General features: G+C 36.9%; 13 protein-coding genes. 3 read left to right on the forward strand and 10 right to left on the reverse strand.

Going from position 1 to position 20,912, the window contains the following annotated elements; genetic code table 11:
• The first annotated feature begins 137 nt into the window (after nucleotides 1–137).
• Together AOY20_RS02700 and AOY20_RS02705 are read left to right on the forward strand one after the other, a co-directional pair.
• The gene (locus tag AOY20_RS02700; protein WP_054580441.1) at nucleotides 138–560 is read left to right on the forward strand and encodes an Lrp/AsnC family transcriptional regulator; all 423 of its coding nucleotides are present in this window, start codon (nucleotides 138–140) and stop codon (nucleotides 558–560) included.
• 139 nt (nucleotides 561–699) lie between these two features.
• A complete protein-coding gene (locus AOY20_RS02705) occupies nucleotides 700–1,188 on the forward strand; it encodes a hypothetical protein (protein ID WP_054580442.1) in 489 nt (162 codons plus the stop codon).
• Nucleotides 1,189–1,257: 69 nt separating this feature from the next.
• Here the strand turns inward: AOY20_RS02705 and AOY20_RS02710 are convergent, their stop codons facing one another.
• From AOY20_RS02710 to AOY20_RS02720, 3 genes are all read right to left on the reverse strand, one after another.
• Nucleotides 1,258–2,628, reverse strand: coding sequence for a nucleobase:cation symporter-2 family protein (locus AOY20_RS02710; RefSeq protein WP_227510376.1), 1,371 nt, complete (start codon nucleotides 2,626–2,628; stop codon nucleotides 1,258–1,260).
• Between the two features lie 164 nt (nucleotides 2,629–2,792).
• Nucleotides 2,793–4,163, reverse strand: a complete 1,371-nt coding sequence (locus AOY20_RS02715) for an 8-oxoguanine deaminase (RefSeq protein ID WP_171250402.1) — start codon at nucleotides 4,161–4,163, stop codon at nucleotides 2,793–2,795.
• An 87-nt stretch (nucleotides 4,164–4,250) separates the two neighbouring features.
• Entirely contained in the window at nucleotides 4,251–5,000 is a 750-nt protein-coding gene (locus AOY20_RS02720; protein WP_054580444.1) for a hypothetical protein, read from the reverse strand.
• Between the two features lie 221 nt (nucleotides 5,001–5,221).
• Between AOY20_RS02720 and AOY20_RS02725 the strand changes: the two genes are divergently transcribed.
• On the forward strand, nucleotides 5,222–5,908 hold the full coding sequence (locus AOY20_RS02725) for a DsbA family oxidoreductase (protein WP_054580445.1): 687 nt from the start codon (nucleotides 5,222–5,224) through the stop codon (nucleotides 5,906–5,908).
• Nucleotides 5,909–6,056: 148 nt separating this feature from the next.
• Here AOY20_RS02725 and AOY20_RS02730 read toward each other — a convergent pair whose 3' ends face one another.
• The 7 genes from AOY20_RS02730 to rpoB all read right to left on the reverse strand — a co-directional run bounded on the left by AOY20_RS02730 (nucleotide 6,057) and on the right by rpoB (nucleotide 20,883).
• The gene (locus tag AOY20_RS02730) at nucleotides 6,057–6,404 is read right to left on the reverse strand and encodes a hypothetical protein (protein ID WP_054580446.1); all 348 of its coding nucleotides are present in this window, start codon (nucleotides 6,402–6,404) and stop codon (nucleotides 6,057–6,059) included.
• Between the two features lie 254 nt (nucleotides 6,405–6,658).
• A complete protein-coding gene (htpG, locus tag AOY20_RS02735; RefSeq protein WP_054580447.1) occupies nucleotides 6,659–8,578 on the reverse strand; it encodes a molecular chaperone HtpG in 1,920 nt (639 codons plus the stop codon).
• Nucleotides 8,579–8,756: 178 nt separating this feature from the next.
• Nucleotides 8,757–9,347 carry an OmpW/AlkL family protein gene (locus tag AOY20_RS02740; RefSeq protein WP_054580448.1) on the reverse strand — a complete coding sequence of 197 codons (591 nt, stop codon included), beginning with the start codon at nucleotides 9,345–9,347 and terminating at the stop codon, nucleotides 8,757–8,759.
• A gap of 225 nt (nucleotides 9,348–9,572) precedes the next feature.
• Complete coding sequence (locus AOY20_RS02745; RefSeq protein WP_054580449.1) at nucleotides 9,573–10,937, reverse strand: Na+/H+ antiporter family protein; 1,365 nt, start codon at nucleotides 10,935–10,937, stop codon at nucleotides 9,573–9,575.
• A gap of 275 nt (nucleotides 10,938–11,212) precedes the next feature.
• A complete protein-coding gene (locus tag AOY20_RS02750) occupies nucleotides 11,213–11,569 on the reverse strand; it encodes a hypothetical protein (RefSeq protein WP_054580450.1) in 357 nt (118 codons plus the stop codon).
• An 864-nt stretch (nucleotides 11,570–12,433) separates the two neighbouring features.
• On the reverse strand, nucleotides 12,434–16,636 hold the full coding sequence (gene rpoC, locus AOY20_RS02755; RefSeq protein WP_054580451.1) for a DNA-directed RNA polymerase subunit beta': 4,203 nt from the start codon (nucleotides 16,634–16,636) through the stop codon (nucleotides 12,434–12,436).
• Between the two features lie 158 nt (nucleotides 16,637–16,794).
• Complete coding sequence (gene rpoB, locus AOY20_RS02760; protein WP_054580452.1) at nucleotides 16,795–20,883, reverse strand: DNA-directed RNA polymerase subunit beta; 4,089 nt, start codon at nucleotides 20,881–20,883, stop codon at nucleotides 16,795–16,797.
• Between the last annotated feature and the right edge of the window lie 29 nt (nucleotides 20,884–20,912).

Here is a 20,912-nt window from a genome sequence, read left to right on the forward strand (position 1 = left end):
CCCTCGTAAGACCAGTATTTTTTGCATATCTATCCTGATGAGATCATTAGTATGGAAAATTAATTTGATCTGAAGAAGTTGTCATTTTGATTTAAATCCCATAAATTTTAAGCAAAATGATAAGTATGAATGACAATATGAATGATACGGATGATCAAATTTTAGGGTTGCTTCGAAAGAATGCCCGAATTTCAATAACGGATTTAGCGGCAAAAATTAAGGTTTCACGTGCCACAATTCAAAAGCGTATAGAATATATGGAAAGACATGGCATTATTCATGGCTATACTATTCGGGTAAAACCTAATGTAGATAAAAATATCATTCGTGCATGGATGTATATTCAAGTTGAAGGGAATAAAACGAATACTGTGACACAACAACTCTGTCTTGAACCCGCTATTCTTAAATTACACACAACAAATGGGAAATGGGACTTATTGGTCGAATTAGAATCTGATAGTTTGGAGAATTTTGATCGAATCTTAGATCGTGTTCGGACAATTACAGGCATTTCTAATACTGAAACAAGTATTTTACTTTCTACGTATAAAGCTTGAATTTTGTTACAGCTTTGTAATTTTAGCTTATTTCCCAATCATTTAAAAAAAATCACAACTCAACCTGCCATACATTTAATTCAATTCAGTTTAAGATCATTTCTACTGTCTTGTTATTCATCATTCTGGGGTCACAATTATGAAAATCTTAAAAACTGTTTTATCTATTGTATTTGTTACAAGTGCAACAACAGCAATAGCAACTGAACAAGTACAACCAACTCCTACTCAAGCCATTAAAACCGCAATCGATGTAACAGCAGAAGCAACTCATAATGCCGTAAAACAAGATGTATATGCTGTGAAAAATGCGACTACGCAAGAAGTCATTGCAGATAAAAATGTGACAAAAATGGAAGAAAAAATGGCTCAAAAAGAGTTTAAAGAAAAAACACGAGCTGAAAAAGCAGAACTAAAACAAGAAACAAAAGCAACAGTCACCGCTCAAAAAGGTGTTGCAAAAGCAGATGATGTAACAGTTAAAACAGATGTTAAAAGTGAAGTAAAAGCGATTGAGGCTAAAACCAAAATCGAAGAAAAAGCAATCGATGTTGAAGCAACAAAAGAAGAAGAAAAATCTGAAGATAAAAAAGGCTTCTTCTCATTTTTCAAAAAGAAAGCTGATTAATATTTCTATATCCACAATGATACAAATAAACAAAGGATGCTTAAGCATCCTTTTTATTTTAAGTAAAATTTAATGTTCATGATTAACCATAGGTCGGGCAACCGTAGATTTTGCATCGACAAGTTTTTTACCAAAATGAATATGATTAAATAAAATATTTAAGAAAATTGCCATTACACAAGTTGAGCTGATGCCTGAATGGAAAAGTGTTTTAAACCAAACTGGAAATTGTGCATAAAATGAATGGTCAATAATAGGGATCATACCTGCAGCCAATGATGTCGCAACAATAATTAAATTTTTCTGTTCGCTGTAATCTAATTTAGCTAGTGTACGAATACCACTTGCAGCCACAGTTCCAAATAAAACTAAACCTGCTCCACCTAAAACTGGAGTTGGAATGGCAGCAATAAGACGCCCCATAACTGGAAGCAATCCAAGCAATACTAAAATAATACCACCAGCTGCAACTACAAAACGACTTTTCACACCTGTAATCGCGACAAGTCCGACATTTTGTGCAAATGCACTTTGCATAAATGTGCCAAAGAAAGGCGCTATTGCAGATGACAGCATATCTGCTCTTAAACCATCAGCAATACGCTTATCATCCACATCTGTGCCTACAATTTCCCCTACCGCAATAATATCTGCTGTTGTTTCCGTCAATGTCACAATCATGACAATCACCATAGCAAGAATCGCTGAAAGATGGAAAGTCGGTGCGCCAAAGCCTAGAAAATCAGGAAATGCAAACCAAGCGCCATCGCCTACTTTTGAAAAATCTCCAAAACCAAGTACATAAGCTAAAATAGAGCCAATAACAATCGCAAGTAAAATACCCACACGGCGAATCGTTTCTGAACCAAACCGGCTTAATAACAATAAAATACCCAATGTCATTGCTGCTAAACCAATATTTTGAATTGATCCCCAATCTGCTGCATTACTATTCCCCCCCATAACCCAACGAACAGCAACAGGCAATAAAGATAAGCCAATAATCGTAATAACACAGCCCGTAACGACTGGCGGGAAAAAACGAATTACTTTTGCAAAAAATGGAGCAAGCAATAAACCAATAATAGAAGATGCGATGACTGCGCCCAAAATAGCATTAAAGCCTCCTCCAGTCGTTGCAATACCAATCATTGTTGCAACACCAGCAAAAGATACGCCTTGTACCAAAGGCAAGCGTGCTCCAAAATATTTCACACCTAATGTTTGTAATAAGGTTGCAAGACCACCAATGAAAAGAGATGCTGTAATTAAAATACCAATTTGAGCTGCATTTAATCCTGCTGCTGTACCCACAATTAAAGGTGGTGCAACTATTCCACCGTACATCGTTAATACATGCTGCAAACCAAAAGTTAAACTTTTACCTACACCCAAAAATTCATCTTCAGGAGAAATTTCATGTATTTTTTCTGTCATAATATTGCTCCTTTCATCACTACGTGATGTCTAAATACATATTCCGTAAAACTTTTAAAATATTTTTAGAAATTACATTGTTTAAAAGTTAAGTTTTATATTTAGAAAGCTAGAGCAATTAATGTGCCACTCTTTTTACGCTTAGAATGACACGCTAAGTTTTATGTTTATGCCGCTAATAATGCTTTAGCCGCAACTCGATGTTTGAATTTTAACTCTTCAAGATCAATCCCTTGCAATATGCCAGATTTTACTTTCCATGCACCAGCAACCATCACATGCTCAGCTTTATCTGCACCACATAAAAGCAAAGCTGAAATAGGATCATGACTTCCGGAAAAACGAAGCTCATCTAATTTATAAAAGGCTAAATCTGCTTGAAAATGTGGCGCAATTTGCCCTAAATGATCCGCTCTTCCCAATAACTGTGCAGAACCTTGTGTTGCCCATTGCAATGCAAGTTGCGGTGTAATTTTTTCTGCACCATATTTCAAACGCTGTAAATATAAAGCCTGTTTTGCCTCTAAAATCAGATTAGAAGCATCTCCTGAGGCTGAACCATCCACACCTAAACCAATAATTGCTCCTGTATCCATTAAGTCTATAGTTGGGCAAATCCCCGAAGCTAAGCGCATATTAGAATGTGGACAATGACAAATTCCAACTTTGGCTTGCCCTAGCCTTTGAATTTCATCTGCATTGAAATGAATACCATGAGCAAGCCAAGTTCTAGAATTTAACCATCCAACACTTTCTAAATAATCAACGGTACGCATGCCAAACTTATTTAAACAAAAATTTTCTTCATCAATAGTTTCTGCCAAATGTGTATGAAGACGTACATCTAATTGTTCTGCAAGTTGTGCACTTTCACGCATAATTTCAGGGGTTACAGAAAATGGAGAACACGGTGCTAATGCTATATTAACCAGCCCTTCTTCTTCACGTTGATGGTACTTTTGAACCAATCGCTCACTGTCTTTTAAAATTATTTCCATTTCCTGAACAGTGTGTTGTGGAGGTAATCCTCCTTGATCTTGCCCCAAACTCATAGAGCCACGCGTTAACATCACTCGCATACCAAGTTCTTTAGCTGCATGAACTTGAATATCAATCGCATCTGTTAATTGCTGAGGAAATAGGTAATGGTGATCTGCTGCAAAAGTACAACCTGAAAGTAATAATTCAGATAAAGCTACCTGTGTCGCTAAATGTAATTGATCTGGATTTAATTTTGCCCAAACAGGGTAAAGATTAACTAGCCATGGAAACAAAGGAACATTAACTACAGGTGCCCATGCACGTGTTAAAGTTTGATAAAAATGGTGATGACTATTAATTAAACCTGGTAAAACAACCAAATCTTTTGCATCAAAAATTTGATCATAAGATGCTATAGGTTTCGCATTCAGTCCTACAAGCTCTATGATTTTTGTCCCTTCAACAACAATTCCACCCCGTGCATCTAAATCATTACCTGTAAAAATTGCTAATGGCTGTTTAATCCAAATTTTTGGAATTGTGTTGCTGTGTGTCATACCAGATATCTAAATGATTGAATGAACAATAAGCCAAGCAAAACCTATACCATTCAATAAAATTTAAAATCTGCTACACCATATATACTAAAGCACTTGTTCCAATTTCTTTTGAGTTGACTTACTCAATGCCTTCATTTGTTTATCTAAATCAAGCATTTTTGCATATAACTGATTAAAATTATCTACTGTTTTTTCACTTTCAAATAAAAAGGTATTATTTTTATTTTGCCACTCTTCTTCTTTTAATATTTTAAAAATTTGTTGAGCTTTACTATAACTTTTCTTTTCTAATTCAAATAAGGCATGATCAGGATCTGCCTTATCATTTTTAATTAATGCTTCGATAAGATAACGACGAAATCTTGCTTTAATAGGTAAATCCTTAATTTGTTGTTTTAATTCTATTTTATGCTGATCTAAATTATTCTGATAAAGTTCAACCATCGTTCCAACTTGTTTTAACATCGTTTCTGTTTCTATGAAATCATATTTTTTATCTTGCTCCAACCGTGAAATATCTAAAAATTTATCCCATTTTTCAGCTTTTAATTCTCTTAAATAGGCATTTCTTAATTCAGCATTACGAACCATCATTTTCAACATAAAATCAGCCATGATTTGAAAATCTGTATCTAAACGATCATCTTCGGTTTGAATAGAAATAGGTTTAGACCAATCTGTGGCTTGTTCGTAAATTTCAGCCGATTTTTCATTTAAAACATTTTGATAGACATCAAACTGAGCAACTTCATACTTTTGCTCATGATATTGATATAGTAATAATCCAAAGACACCCAAGGTTATCACAGCGATAATTATTATAATTTTGCGCATAGAAACTCCTTAGCCACTAAACTTAATTATTAATATGATTATTTTATACACAATAATTATCTATGATTTTTGTTTAAATAAAAACCTCTTTCCAATTTTTTATAAATGTTCTCAATATTTTTCATTTGATATTCAATAAATAAAATCATAATTTTAATTTGCTCCTTTTATTCTGTTTTTTGATCCCCATTTCTACATTATCTTAAGTATTGAGAAAAAATATGCGTGTAGATATTTGGTCAGATATCGTTTGCCCATTTTGCTATATTGGTAAAAAGCGTTTAGAAGCTGCTGCCGCTGAATCTGGCATTGAACTCGAAGTCCACTGGCATAGCTTCCAGCTTGATCCTGATGCTCCTTCACGCCAAGAAGTTTCAAATTCAGAGCGCCTAGCACAGAAATATGGACGTAGCATTGCAGAAGTTGAAGACATGCAACGTAATATTGCTGAAATGGCGAAAGCAGAAGGCATTGAATTCAACTGGGAAAATGCAAACTCAGGAAATACATTTAATGCGCATCGCTTAATTCATCTTGCACAAAGTAAAGGGCTTGGCTCTGAAGCTAAAGAAGCATTTTTTTATAGTTATATGACTCAAGGTTTACCCATTGGTGAACGTGAAACATTAGAAGATGTCTCATCACGTATTGGGCTTAATCCTGTTGAAGTTGATGACTTATTAGATTCAGATGAATATGCTGACTTCGTTAAATTTGATGAAGAAGTTGCACGTGAACAACTTAAAGTGACAGGTGTTCCATTCTTTGTATTTGATCAACGTATTGCTCTTGCTGGTGCTCAACCTCGAGAAGTCTTTCTACAGGTTTTAGAAAAAGCTTTAGAAGCACCAACAACGACTGCTGAAACATGCTCAGATGATCAATGTGAAGTACCAAAAAATGAATAACTGATAAAATTTTTAGTTATGATAAAAAGTCCTCCATTTACGGGGGATTTTTTATATTTACATATACTTATATCAAATTTTTATTATTTTAAGCCTATCAATTCCTTTGATAGGCTTGAATAAAACTATCAGACTTTGATGTCATCATTTAAGATGGATCAATAGCTTGATTAAATACAACACGGTCATTACGAATAATACGCTTTTTTTCTACAGATTTAATCTCTTGTTTTTCAGTTGCATAACTGACTCTATCAGTTCGAATTACTCGCTCTTTTTTACTATTTTCGCTCATTTTTTCACCTTTCGTGACAGGATAACTCACACGATCTGTTCGCATAATGCGTTTACTATGCATGAATGGGTTAATTTCCATATGAATTGAAGAGTCAGAAGCAGGTACACTGGTAATCACAGCTTCTTTAGCTATTGCAATTTGCATTGGGACACAAAAAAAACCAATAAGAGTTCCTGTAAATAAAAATGATTTCATCATAAATTCTCTAAGTTCGAATAATCGCTATTATAAATAAAAAATCATATTTTTATTTAAATAATAGATTTATATATCGATGTATTTTTTTATAATAAAAATCGAATTTTCAAATAATAAAAGTATTATTCTTTCTCATTTTTAGAACTTTTTAAAAAACATTATTCTTTCGGGCAAATAAAAAGCCTCCATCAGGAGGCTTTTTATTTGCAGAAAAACATTTAAAAATGTCATTTTCTACTACATAAGCTTCAGCTTTATTTCAATAATAAACTATTAATACGTTTAATATATTCGGTTGGGTCAGCAGGTAAACCACCCTCAGCAATTACAGCCTGATCAAAAATTACATTTGCTAAATCATCAAACTGAGAAGAATTTTCAAGCTTTTTAACCAATGGGTGTTCAGGGTTAATTTCTAAAATTGGTTTACTTTCTGGTACAGGTTGACCCGCTTGTTTTAACATACGAATCAATTGAGGAGAAAGTTCTCCTTCACTAGTAACCAAACATGCAGGTGAATCTACCAATCTTGTTGTTACACGCACTTCTTTCGTTTTATCTTTTAAAGATGTCGAAAGCTTTTCAACAACGGGTTTAAACTGTTCAGCTGCTGCTTCTAATGCTTTTTTCTCTTCAGCATCTTGAAGATCACCTAAATCCACAGCACCTTTGGCCACATTCTGCATTGGCGTACCATCAAACTCATGAACAAATTCCATTGCCCATTCATCAACACGTTCTGTCATTAATAAGACTTCAATGCCTTTTTTCTTGAACAATTCAAGTTGTGGAGAATTTTTCGCTGCGTTTAGATTATCTGCTGTTACATAATAAATCGCTTTTTGCCCTTCTTTCATACGAGCTTTATAATCAACTAACGATGTTGAAACATCATCATTTGTTGATGTTGCGAAACGTAAAAGTTTTAAAATACGATCACGATTCGTGAAATCTTCGCCTAAACCTTCTTTTAATACAGAGCCAAATTCCGCATAGAATGTTTTAAATTTCTCTTGATCTTTTTCATCTTCAGATTTAGATAAACCATCCAATACTGTAAGCACACGGCGTGTATTACCATCACGAATTGTTTTTACATCACGGCTTTCTTGTAGTAATTCACGGCTAACGTTAAGCGGTAAATCAGCGCTATCAACCACACCTTGAACAAAACGTAAGTAATTTGGAATCAGATTGTCTGCATTATCCATAATAAATACACGTTTCACATAAAGTTTAATACCTGCTTTAGCTTCACGCGTAAAAATATTACTTGGTGCTTTACTTGGAATATAAAGTAATTGTGTATATTCCGTACTACCCTCAACACGGTTATGAGCCCATGCTAATGGTGCTTCAAAATCATGCGTTAAGTTTTTATAAAACTCAGTATATTGCTCTTCAGTAATTTCAGATTTACTACGTGTCCATAATGCACTTGCAGAATTGATAGCTTCCCATTCATCAGTTTTCACATATTGACCGCCTTTAGGCTCTTCACCTTCAGCAGCCTCTTCTTCTTGCCAAACTTCTTTTTGCATTTCAATTGGCAAGCTAATGTGATCTGAATATTTATTTACAATTTGTTTAACTTTATAACTTTGTAAATAGTCTAAAGCATCTTCACGTAAATGAAGAATAATATCTGTGCCTCGACTTTCTTTTGTAATTTGTTCAACTTCAAAATCGCCTGTGCCTGCACTTGTCCAGCGTACACCTTCTGAAGCATCTAAACCTGCACGACGAGACTCAACGGTAATTTTATCTGCAACAATAAAACCAGAATAAAAACCAACACCAAATTGACCAATTAATTGTGCATCAGATTTCTGATCACCAGTCAATTTAGACATAAAATCTTTGGTGCCAGATTTAGCAATCGTACCTAAATTATCAATTGCTTCTTGCTCTGTTAAACCAATACCATTATCTGAAATTGTGATCGTTTTATTTTCAGAATCCAAAGTTAAACGAACGTGTAAATCTGGATCATTTTCATAATATTCAGGATGATTTATCCCTTCAAAGCGCAACTTATCACAAGCATCTGAAGCATTGGAAATAAGCTCACGTAAAAAAATCTCTGGGTTAGAATAAAGAGAATGGGTTACCAAATGTAATAATTGAGCCACTTCAGCTTGGAAGCTATGTTTTTGTGTGCTTTGTTCGCTCATCTGTTACTCCTTTTCTAAAATCACTAGCTTTACATATTGTTATATGAATGGAGCAACTTTTAATTTTTTCAATACTGATCTAAAAAATTTTCTCTGTTCAGCATCAAATTTATTGAAACACAAATAAAAAAGCCCATCTAAACGACGGACTTTTCTTAGCTTAATTCTAAATTAAATCTTAGAATTTATAGCTATAACCTAAAGTGTAAACCATTGGATCGATTTTCAACTTAAATTCGTCAGTACTACCAACAAGTCTAACTTTTGGATCTAAGTCAGCATAACGAGCATCGAAGAATACACCCCAATTTTTCGCATCAGCTGGCTGGAAGTTCACACCAATTTGTGCTGCATAACCAACATCATTTTTAACTTTATCTACTACACCTTTTTCACCCCAAACTAAAAAGGCAGTTGCACCCACGCCAACATATGGTGTGAATTGGCTAGAGTTAGCAAAGTTATATTTGAAAGTTAATGTTGGTGGTAATTGCTTAATACTCGTACCAGGAATATCTTCACCATCAAGTTTAATATCATGCTTAATAGGAGCTGCTAATAATAATTCTGTAGAGAAGTTATCATTGAAAAAATATTCTACAGATGGTGTAAACGCATATTGATAATCTGCTTCTACTTTACCAAGACCGTCAACATTAGTGCTACCTGTTGGATCGACAACAGAACCACCAACCTTAACCTGCCACTGACCAGCCATTGCAGAAGCTGACATACCCATTAATGTTATTAGAGCTAATTTTTTTAACATTTTAAAAAACCCTTTGAAGTAATCTATTAATAATAAACATGAGAATAATTAATATGCAAGAGTATTAATTACATAAAAATTCATTATTTTACAAACTATTGTTTTTATGTGATTTTTATTTTAATTTGACCAATAAGGTTGGTTTTCAAAAAATAACCTTATTGGTGTTGAAATTTATTTATTCCAACTTTTTAAATCAGAATATATTAACTTTTTAATATAGGTTTAAAGTGTCATTGCCGCAATCCACCCAAAAATCATTAATGGGATGTTGTAATGAATAAAGGTTGGAACAACACTATCCCACATATGATCATGTTGACCATCCATATTTAAACCAGATGTTGGACCAAGTGTAGAATCTGATGCTGGAGAACCTGCATCACCTAATGCTGCGGCTGTACCAATAATTGCAATTGTTGCTGCGGGGCTAAAACCAAATTGCAAACATAATGGAACATAAATAATGGCCAAAATTGGTACTGTTGAAAATGATGAACCGATGCCTAACGTAATTAATAAACCAATTAATAACATCAGAAAAGCAGCAAGACCTTTACTCTCACCAATCCACTGAACAGATGCTTCAACCAATGCTGGTACTTGATTTGTCGCCTCAATAACTGCAGCAAAACCTTGAGCAGAAATCATAATAAAACCAACTAATGCCATCATTCTCATACCAGAGACAATCACATCATCAGCTTCATTCCACTTAAAAATACCTGCACAACTTAGTATAGCAACACCTACTAATCCAGCTAGAATCATGGAATCTGAATACAGTTGAACAACTAAAGTTAATACGATTGCTACCCCAGCCATAAATAACGTAAAGCTTGCAACCTCTGGTTTTTCACCCGCTTTTGTCATTTTTCCTGAAATTGTTTCACTCGGTGCATCAATATGAATATCTTTATATTCTCGTGGTTTACGATAAGTAAAAAATATTGCAATCAATAAACCAATAAACATACCAAATACAGGCAAAGCCATTGCAGCAGGAATTTGATCATATGTGATAGCAAACCCGTACGCTTGACCAAAAGTATTGATGTTCTGCCCTAAAATATCATTTAGAAAAATTGCACCAAAACCCACAGGAACTAACATATATGTTCCCACAAGACCAAACGTTAAAATACATGCAATTAAACGTCGGTCAAGCTTCAAGTGATTGAATACAATTAATAAAGGTGGAATCAATACTGGAATAAAAGCAATATGTACTGGAATTACATTTTGAGAGAAGATCGCAGCAATAGCGACTGTTGAAAAGATAAGATACTTTACACGGTTTTGGGCTTTTTGATTCGAAGTTCCTTTTAGCTTCGTAATCAATTTATAAGCTAATAAATCAGGTAATCCAGAACGAGCCAAGGCTAAAGCAAATGCACCTAATACACCATAAGCAAGTGCAATTTGGGCCCCTTTACCTAAGCCTCCATTAAATGCATCTAGCGTTCCTTGTAGTCCTAAACCTGCTAATAATCCGCCAGTAATTGCACCTAAGATTAATGCAAATACAACTGGCACTCGCGCTAAAGACAAGCCAAACATGACCGCAATAGCAGTAAGAATTGCAAACATAGATTAAGTATGAATTTCGAAAAAATTTATTTTAGCAGAGTTTATCTCTTTTGTTCTTCCACTTATCTAGTTGTTAATATTTTAGTATTAATGAATAAAATTTAATTTATATCGCCTTATTATGTATTTTTAGATATATCTTCTAAAAAATAATGGAAAATAATACTTGTATAATCACATATTTCATCAAGATCTTTTCCTTAGTATTATAAAAATTTACCAAAAGAATAAAAAGCACCGAATCAATTCAAGTGCTTTTTATCAAAAATAATTAATTATTTTTTATCTTCAATTGCTGCACCAGCACCGGCACCAATTGCACCACCAATTGCAGCACCAGTACTACCACCAATTAATTCTTTACCAAGAATTGAACCAATAGCACCACCAACACCACTGTATGCTGCATTCGTATTTGAACCATCTTCAACTTTACTACCTACAGCACCACCAGCACCAGCACCCACAGCAGCACCAAGACCACCACCAACACGATTACCTGCAGCGCCACCTACAGCACCACCTAATGCTGCAGCACCAATTTGCTGTTCACTTGCTGTCATGTTTGCACAACCAGCTAAAAGCACAGTTGACAACCCCATAGTACATACAACGCCCATTAACTTTTTCATGACTTTTCCTTTCTACTAAAAATTTCATCTCAAATAAGGCATTTAAAGAGCACTTATTTAAACTTCAAACAATCTTAATTGAATGATGAATATCATTTTATATGAGTTTTTTACCCATAAAACATTATATTTCACTTAAGTGATAGTTATATAACCACACCATTTTATATTTTGTATTCTATTTGTCAGTGGTCTCTAACATACCAGTCAATAAAGCTAAATAATTCTTTCTAAAGAAATATTCGCTTTAATAAACATTCTTACAAAAATTATATTTAACGCTTAGATTAGCATTTGAAGTGCAACACCATGTTGTTACCATAAAACCTGACTCGGACTGTTAAAATCGAATCTTTTTCTTGGATAATGATTTAATCATTGGGTAATTTCTGCAATATATGCATCCATATAGTCATTCAAGTCACTCCTCTTTAATATATTGTCTGATTAATCCATCTCTACTTTTATCCTGCTGTATAAACCTGTATATGGAATGCAGAGTGACTGAAAATATAAGAAGTAATCTGTTCCAGACTCCATTGGAGATAAAGATAAGCAATGATTTGTACCCAAATATCATCAGGGATTTTTTGCGATTAGAGCAAGGTCATCTATGCGCTAATTTATTGACATATTTAGCGAAATAACCATTTATGGCTCGATTGCGTGCTATTTCTCTAGAAATTATTGAAGGTGAGTGATTTAGCATTCAGATGATATAACGATTAAAAAACATTCACTTAACAACGTATAAAACTGATATCTTGCTTCCTTCCAAGAAGTCAATCTTTGTTGCACTTCATTTGAGAATCTAAGAAATTAAAAAAGGCACCCGAAGGTGCCTTTTTTTCTTACGATTTAAAATTATAAACCGTTATTAAATTCTTCATTAAATGCCTGACTTAAAGCTTGATCTACATCAGAAAAATCATTTTGAAGCTCAATTTCAGCAGCTTCTGCTTCTTGACGACGACGCTCTAAATGATAAGCCAAACCTGTACCAGCAGGAATCAAGCGACCTACAACAACGTTTTCTTTCAGACCACGTAAGTCATCTTCTTTACCTGTTACAGCAGCTTCAGTTAACACACGAGTTGTTTCCTGGAATGATGCAGCAGAGATAAATGAGTCAGTAGAAAGCGATGCTTTAGTAATACCCATCAATTGACGCTCAAACTTCGCTGGGAACTTGTTTTGTGCAAGAACAGCTTGGTTTTCACTAACAACACGGATGTAATCAACTTGCTCACCCTTAATAAAGCTTGTATCACCACCATCTGTGATATCAACTTTACGAAGCATTTGACGAACAATAACTTCAATGTGTTTATCGTTGATTTTTACACCTTGTAGACGGTAAACGTCTTGAACTTCGTTCACGATGTAGTTAGTCAACGCCACTTCACCTTTCAGACGTAAAATGTCATGTGGGTTTTGTGGGCCGTCAGAGATAGTTTCACCACGGTTTACATGCTCACCTTCGAACACGTTAATCGTACGCCACTTCGGAATTAACTCTTCGTAAATCTCAGAGCCATCATCTGGAGTGATTACAAGACGGTTCTTACCTTTAGTCTCTTTACCAAAGCTTACAACACCTGACACTTCTGCAAGGATTGCATGCTCTTTTGGTTTACGAGCTTCGAACAAGTCAGCTACACGTGGAAGACCACCGGTAATATCACGAGTACGTGAAGTTTCTTGTGGCACACGACCAATAACGTCACCAACACCAATCGTCTCACCATCGCGAACCTGAAGGATCGTATTTTGTGGTAAGAAGTAGAATTGTTCACCACCATCAACTGTGTCTAATACAACTGCTGGACGTAAATCTTTACCAGATGCAGGACGTGAAGTCACTGGTAAGATTTCAATTGTCGACATACCTGTTGCATCATCAGTCTTAGTCGTAACAGTCACACCATCAGCGATTTGGCTGAAACGTACTTTACCTGCAACTTCTGTTACCAATGGATGTGTATGCGGATCCCAAGTTGCAACAACCCCTCCAGCTTCTACGATATCACCATCCTTAAGAAGAATTGATGCACCATAAGGAAGCTTATAACGTTCGCGCTCACGACCAATATCATCAGCAATACCAATTTCACCTGAACGTGAAACAGATACTAAGTGACCTTTCGCATGTTGAACAGTTTTCACATTGTGGAAACGTACTGTACCTTTGTTACGTACTTGTACACTGTTCGCAGCAGAAGTTCGGCTTGCAGCACCACCCACGTGGAATGTACGCATTGTTAACTGTGTACCTGGCTCACCAATTGATTGAGCAGCCATTACACCCACAGATTCACCTGGGTTTACCAAATGACCGCGAGCAAGGTCACGACCGTAACATTTCGCACATACACCGAATGTAGATTCACAAGAAACAACTGAACGTACTTTCACTTCGTCGACACCATTGTCTTCGAGGAATACAGCTAATTTTTCATCAATCAATGTATTACGTGGAAGAAGAACTTCTTCAGTTCCAGGTTTTTTCACATCTTCAGCAATAACACGACCCAGTACTCGAGTACCTAAGTTCTCGATTACATCACCACCTTGAATGAATGGAGTCATTACAAGACCAGATAACGTACCACAATCAGGCTCAGTAATTACTAAGTCTTGTGCAACGTCAACTAAACGACGAGTTAAGTAACCAGAGTTAGCTGTTTTAAGTGCTGTATCGGCCAAACCTTTACGTGCACCGTGTGTTGAAATGAAGTACTGAAGTACTGTCAAACCTTCACGGAAGTTTGCTTTAATTGGAGTTTCAATGATCGAACCATCCGGTTTCGCCATCAAACCACGCATACCAGCAAGCTGACGAATCTGAGCTGCCGAACCACGGGCACCAGAATCAGACATCATGTAGATTGAGTTGAATGATTTTTGCTTCTCATCTTCACCCTGTTTGTTTTTCACAGTGGTGTAAGACAAGTTGTCCATCATCGCTTTCGCTACTTGGTCGTTTGTACGTGCCCAAATATCGACAACTTTGTTATAACGTTCACCAGCAGTTACGAAACCTTGCTCGAATTGATGTTCAATTTCACGAACTTCAGTTTCAGCTTTTTCAATAATTGCCTGCTTTGTAGGTGGAATAAGCATGTCTTCCATACCTACTGATACACCTGAACGAGTTGCTTGACGGAAGCCTAAGTACATCAATTGGTCAGCAAAGATTACTGTATCTTTTAGACCTAACTTACGGTAGCAAGAGTTGATGATCTTAGAAATGTTTTTCTTCGTCATTTCAACGTTAATTTGTTGGAAATCCATACCTTTTGGTACAACTTCCCAAAGTAAACAACGTCCTGGCGTAGTATCCACAACAATCGTTTGTTGTTCACGGTTACCATCTTCGTCAATTACAGTTTGGTGTACACGTGCTTTAACACGAGCATGTAAATCAACTTGACCAGTAGCAAGTGCACGGTTTACTTCATCAGTATCCGCAAACACCATGCCTTCACCTTTGGCATTGATCGCATCACGCGTGATGTAATACAAACCTAAGACAACGTCCTGAGAAGGTACGATGATCGGCTCACCATTCGCTGGAGACAAGATGTTGTTTGTAGACATCATTAACGCACGAGCTTCTAATTGAGCTTCAAGTGTTAATGGAACGTGTACCGCCATTTGGTCACCATCGAAGTCGGCGTTAAACGCAGCACATACGAGTGGGTGAAGACGGATTGCCTTACCTTCAATAAGTGTAGGTTCAAATGCTTGAAGACCTAAACGGTGAAGTGTTGGCGCACGGTTCAACATTACTGGATGTTGACGAATTACAGATGCAAGAACGTCCCAAACTTCTGGAGTTTCACGCTCAACCATTTTCTTCGCAGCTTTAATGGTTGTCGCTTGACCTGAAGCTTGTAGCTTAGCAAAGATAAATGGCTTGAATAATTCAAGTGCCATTTTCTTCGGAAGACCACATTGGTGTAAACGAAGGTTTGGACCTACTGTAATTACAGAACGACCAGAGTAGTCAACACGCTTACCAAGTAAGTTTTGACGGAAACGACCTTGTTTACCTTTGATCATATCTGCCAAAGATTTAAGAGGACGTTTATTAGAACCTGTAATTGCACGACCACGACGACCGTTATCTAACAATGCATCTACAGATTCTTGTAACATACGTTTTTCGTTACGTACGATAATATCTGGCGCTGCAAGGTCAAGAAGGCGTTTTAAACGGTTATTACGGTTAATTACACGACGATAAAGATCATTCAAGTCAGAAGTCGCGAAACGACCACCTTCAAGAGGTACTAATGGACGAAGATCTGGTGGAAGAACTGGTAATACAGTTAGCACCATCCATTCTGGTTTGTTATTAGACTCTTTGAACGCTTCCATTAACTTCAAACGTTTAGATGCTTTTTTAAGCTTAGTTTCTGAAGTTGTATTTGGAATTTCTTCACGAAGACGTGAAATTTCGTTTTCAAGATCGATGTCTTTTAACAAGTCTTGAACTGCTTCTGCACCCATTTTCGCAACGAATTCATCACCGTGCTCTTCTAACGCATTGAAGTATTCTTCATCGTTAAGAAGTTGGTATTTCTCAAATGGAGTCATACCTGGATCAGTTACTACATAAGATTCGAAATACAATACGCGTTCGATATCACGTAGCGTCATGTCTAAAAGAAGACCAATACGGCTAGGAAGTGATTTCAAGAACCAAATGTGTGCAACTGGTGAAGCAAGCTCAATGTGACCCATACGTTCACGACGAACTTTCGCAGTTGTTACTTCAACGCCACATTTTTCACAAATGACGCCTTTATATTTCATACGCTTGTATTTACCACACAAGCATTCATAATCTTTTACTGGTCCAAAAATTTTGGCGCAGAATAAACCATCACGTTCTGGTTTGAACGTACGATAGTTAATTGTCTCTGGCTTTTTAACTTCACCATGAGACCATGACTTAATCATTTCTGGTGACGCAAGACCAATACGGATGCGGTCGAACTCAACTGGAGCATGACCATCAGAATCCGTCTTTTTGCGCATGATATCGAGCAAGTCTTTCAATTTTTTTCTCCGTGTGTCGAGAAGATTTTCATTTCCCGACTGGGTCACAAATATTGTTTTTTGACTGAATTAGGAATCCCAAGAATCCCCCCTAAATCTCCCTTTTACGAAGGGAGACTTCCTCCCCTCTTTCTTAAAGAGGGGTTGGGAGAGATTTCTTAGTCACCATTTTTCAGTTCAATGTTGATACCTAAAGAACGGATCTCTTTAGTCAATACGTTGAACGATTCAGGCATACCTGGGTCCATATAATGGTTACCATCTACAATGTTCTTATAGATACGAGTACGACCTTCAACGTCATCCGACTTAACTGTAAGCATTTCTTGAAGTGTATAAGCTGCGCCATATGCTTCAAGTGCCCAAACCTCCATCTCACCGAAACGCTGACCACCGAATTGTGCTTTACCACCAAGCGGCTGTTGCGTTACAAGAGAATAAGAACCTGTAGAACGAGCATGCATTTTGTCATCAACCAAGTGGTTAAGCTTCAACATGTACATGTAACCTACAGTTACTGGACGGTCGAATTGTTCACCTGTACGACCATCATAAAGAATAGTTTGACCAGTACGTGAAATGCCACCAAGTTCTAGTAAATCTTTGATTTGTGATTCTTCAGCACCATCGAATACCGGAGTTGCTAAAGGAACACCAGCTCGTAAGTTACCAGAAAGCGTTAAAATTTCTTGATCAGTTAAGCTATCAAGATCTTCTTGCTCGCCACCAACTTTGTTGTAAATCTTGTCTAAGAATTCACGAAGCTCAAGTACGGTACGCTGTTCTTTCATCATCTTGTCAATCTTATCGCCAAGACCTTTTGCAGCCATACCTAAGTGAGTTTCTAGAATCTGACCCACGTTCATACGTGATGGTACACCCAGTGGGTTAAGTACAACATCAACAGGTACACCGTTTGCATCATGTGGCATGTCTTCGACTGGTAAGATGTTAGATACAACACCCTTGTTACCGTGACGACCCGCCATCTTATCACCAGGTTGGATACGACGTTTTACAGCTAAGTAAACTTTAACAACTTTCAACACGCCAGTTGTTAATTCATCACCTGTAGAAAGTTTGCGTTTTTTCTCTGCAAATTTCTCATCAATCTCTTGGCTCTTCTCTTTCAAGAATACTTGAATTTGAGTTAAGCGTTCAGCGATTGCTTCATCACTTGGTTGAATGTCAAGTAAATCAACAAGTTCTAAACCAGATAACAAATCTTCAGTAAGTTTGTCACCACGTTTAGTAGAACCACCACCGTTAGATTCTTGACCTTTCAACAAGCGAACAATACGTTCACGTGCAGCCTCTTCAAAGATTTTGAATTCTTCTTTCAAATCTTTACGGTAAGCATCTAATTGAGCTTTTTCAATTGCTTGAGCACGATCATCTTTTTCTAGACCATCACGTGTAAACACTTGAACGTCAATTACAGTACCTTTAACACCTGAAGATACGCGTAAAGATGAATCTTTAACGTCAGCAGCTTTTTCACCAAAAATTGCACGTAACAATTTTTCTTCTGGTGTTAACTGCGTTTCACCTTTAGGCGTTACTTTACCTACAAGGATGTCACCAGCAGTAACTTCAGCACCAATGTAAACGATACCTGACTCATCAAGTTTAGAAAGCGCAGCTTCACCTACGTTAGGAATATCGGCAGTAATTTCTTCTGCACCTAACTTAGTATCACGTGCTACACATGACAATTCTTGAATATGAATCGAAGTCAAACGATCTTCTTGAAGAACACGTTCAGATAATAAAATCGAGTCTTCGTAGTTATAACCGTTCCAAGTCATGAATGCTACGCGCATGTTTTGACCAAGTGCTAATTCACCACCATCAGTAGATGGACCATCAGCAAGAACGTCACCACGACCAACTTTATCACCCAAGTTCACAAGAACTTTTTGGTTAATACAAGTATTTTGGTTTGAACGTGTATATTTGATTAAGTTGTAGATATCTACACCCGCTTCACCCGCGATCATTTCATCTTCGTTTACACGAATAACAACACGAGAAGCGTCTACAAACTCAATACGTCCACCACGTTTCGCGATCACACATACACCAGAGTCATGTGCTACGTTCGCTTCCATACCTGTACCAACAAGTGGTTTATCAGCGATTAACGTAGGAACAGCCTGACGTTGCATGTTTGAACCCATTAATGCACGGTTCGCATCATCGTGTTCAAGGAATGGAATAAGTGATGCCGCTACAGATACAACCTGCTGAGCAGATACATCCATATGTGTCACTTTTTCTGGTGGCATACGTACGAATTCGCCTTGATGACGAACAGATACAACTTCTTCGATTAAATTGCCATCTTTATCCATTGCAGAATCGGCCTGTGCAATTACAGTACCTACTTCTTCAATTGCAGATAAATATTCAACATCATCAGTTACACGACCATTAACAACTCTGCGGTATGGTGTTTCTAAGAAACCAAAATTATTACATTTTGCATACACAGAAAGAGAGTTGATCAAACCAATGTTTGGTCCCTCAGGAGTCTCAATTGGACATACACGACCATAGTGAGTTTGATGTACGTCACGTACTTCAAAGCCCGCACGCTCACGTGTCAAGCCACCAGGCCCAAGTGCTGAAACACGACGTTTGTGTGTAATTTCAGATAATGGGTTATTTTGGTCCATAAACTGAGATAACTGGCTTGAACCAAAGAATTCTTTAATTGCAGCAGCAACTGGCTTCGCATTGATTAAATCTTGCGGAGACAAGTTATCAGTTTCAGCTTGGCTTAAACGCTCTTTAACAGCACGTTCAACACGTACAAGACCAACACGGAATTGGTTTTCTGTCATTTCACCAACAGAACGTACACGACGGTTACCCAAGTGATCGATATCATCGACTTCACCTTTACCGTTACGAATTTCAACTAATGTTTTTAATACATCAGTAATATCTTCGTTTGAAAGAATACCTTCAACTTCACGTGACTTCTGATCTGTACCAACTTCGTAAGGACGACCTAAACGACGGTTGAACTTCATACGACCTACCGGTGATAAGTCATAACGTTCTGAAGAGAAGAATAAGTTGTTAAATAAGTTCTCAGCTGCTTCTTTTGTTGGTGGCTCACCTGGGCGCATTACTTTGTAGATTTCTACAAGTGCTTCTTCACGACCAGTTGTCGTATCTGCACGTAATGAATCAGCAATGAATGAACCACGATCAATATCATTCGTAAATAGAATATTAAATTCTTTAATGCCACCTTCAGCAATTTTCACCATTACGTCATGGCTTAATACTGTATTTGCAGCAATTACTTCACCATCGCGTAAAGTAAGATTTTCCGCTGTAATACGTTCATATAAGTATTCATCAGGAACTGAAAGCTTTTCTAAGCCAGCAGCTTCCATTTGACGTACATGACGTGCATTAATACGTTTACCTTGCTCAACAATCACTTTACCTTCATTGTCTGTGATGTCGAATTGAGCCATTTCGCCACGCAGGCGTTCAGGCACAAGGTCAATTTGATAACTACCCATATCTAGGTATACAGGTACTTTTTCGTAGAACAAATCTAAAATTTGCTCATCGTTATAACCTAAAGCACGTAAAATAACTGTCGCTAATAACTTACGACGACGGTCAATACGTACGTATACGAGATCTTTCGCATCAAATTCAAAGTCTAACCATGAACCACGGTAAGGAATGATACGAGCAGAATAAAGTACTTTACCACTTGAGTGCGTTTTACCTTTATCGTGGTCGAAGAACACACCTGGTGAACGATGTAATTGAGATACAATTACACGCTCAGTACCGTTAATTACAAATGTACCGTTATCAGTCATCAGAGGCATTTCGCCCATGTAAACTTCTTGCTCACGTACATCTTTAATTGATTTCGTTTCACGATCTTTTAGGATCAAACGAATTTTTACACGCATTGGTGCAGCATAAGTTGAGCCACGAAGAATACATTCGCGTACATCAAACTCAGGCTTACCAAGACTATACTCAACAAATTCTAAAGCAGCATTGCCAGAATAACTTTCAATAGGAAAAACTGAACGAAATGCGGCTTGGAGACCGATATCTTCGCGGTTTTTTGGTGATTTGCCATCTTGTAAGAATGTTCTGTACGAGTCGACTTGAATCGCGAGCAGGTACGGAGCATCCATAACGCTAGGCAATTTACCAAAATTCTTACGGATCCGTTTCTTTTCGGTATATGAGTATGCCATCTGGAGTCCTCGGAAAGTGTAACCAAGCC

This window comes from Acinetobacter equi, assembly GCF_001307195.1.
GTDB classification, from domain to species: domain Bacteria; phylum Pseudomonadota; class Gammaproteobacteria; order Pseudomonadales; family Moraxellaceae; genus Acinetobacter; species Acinetobacter equi.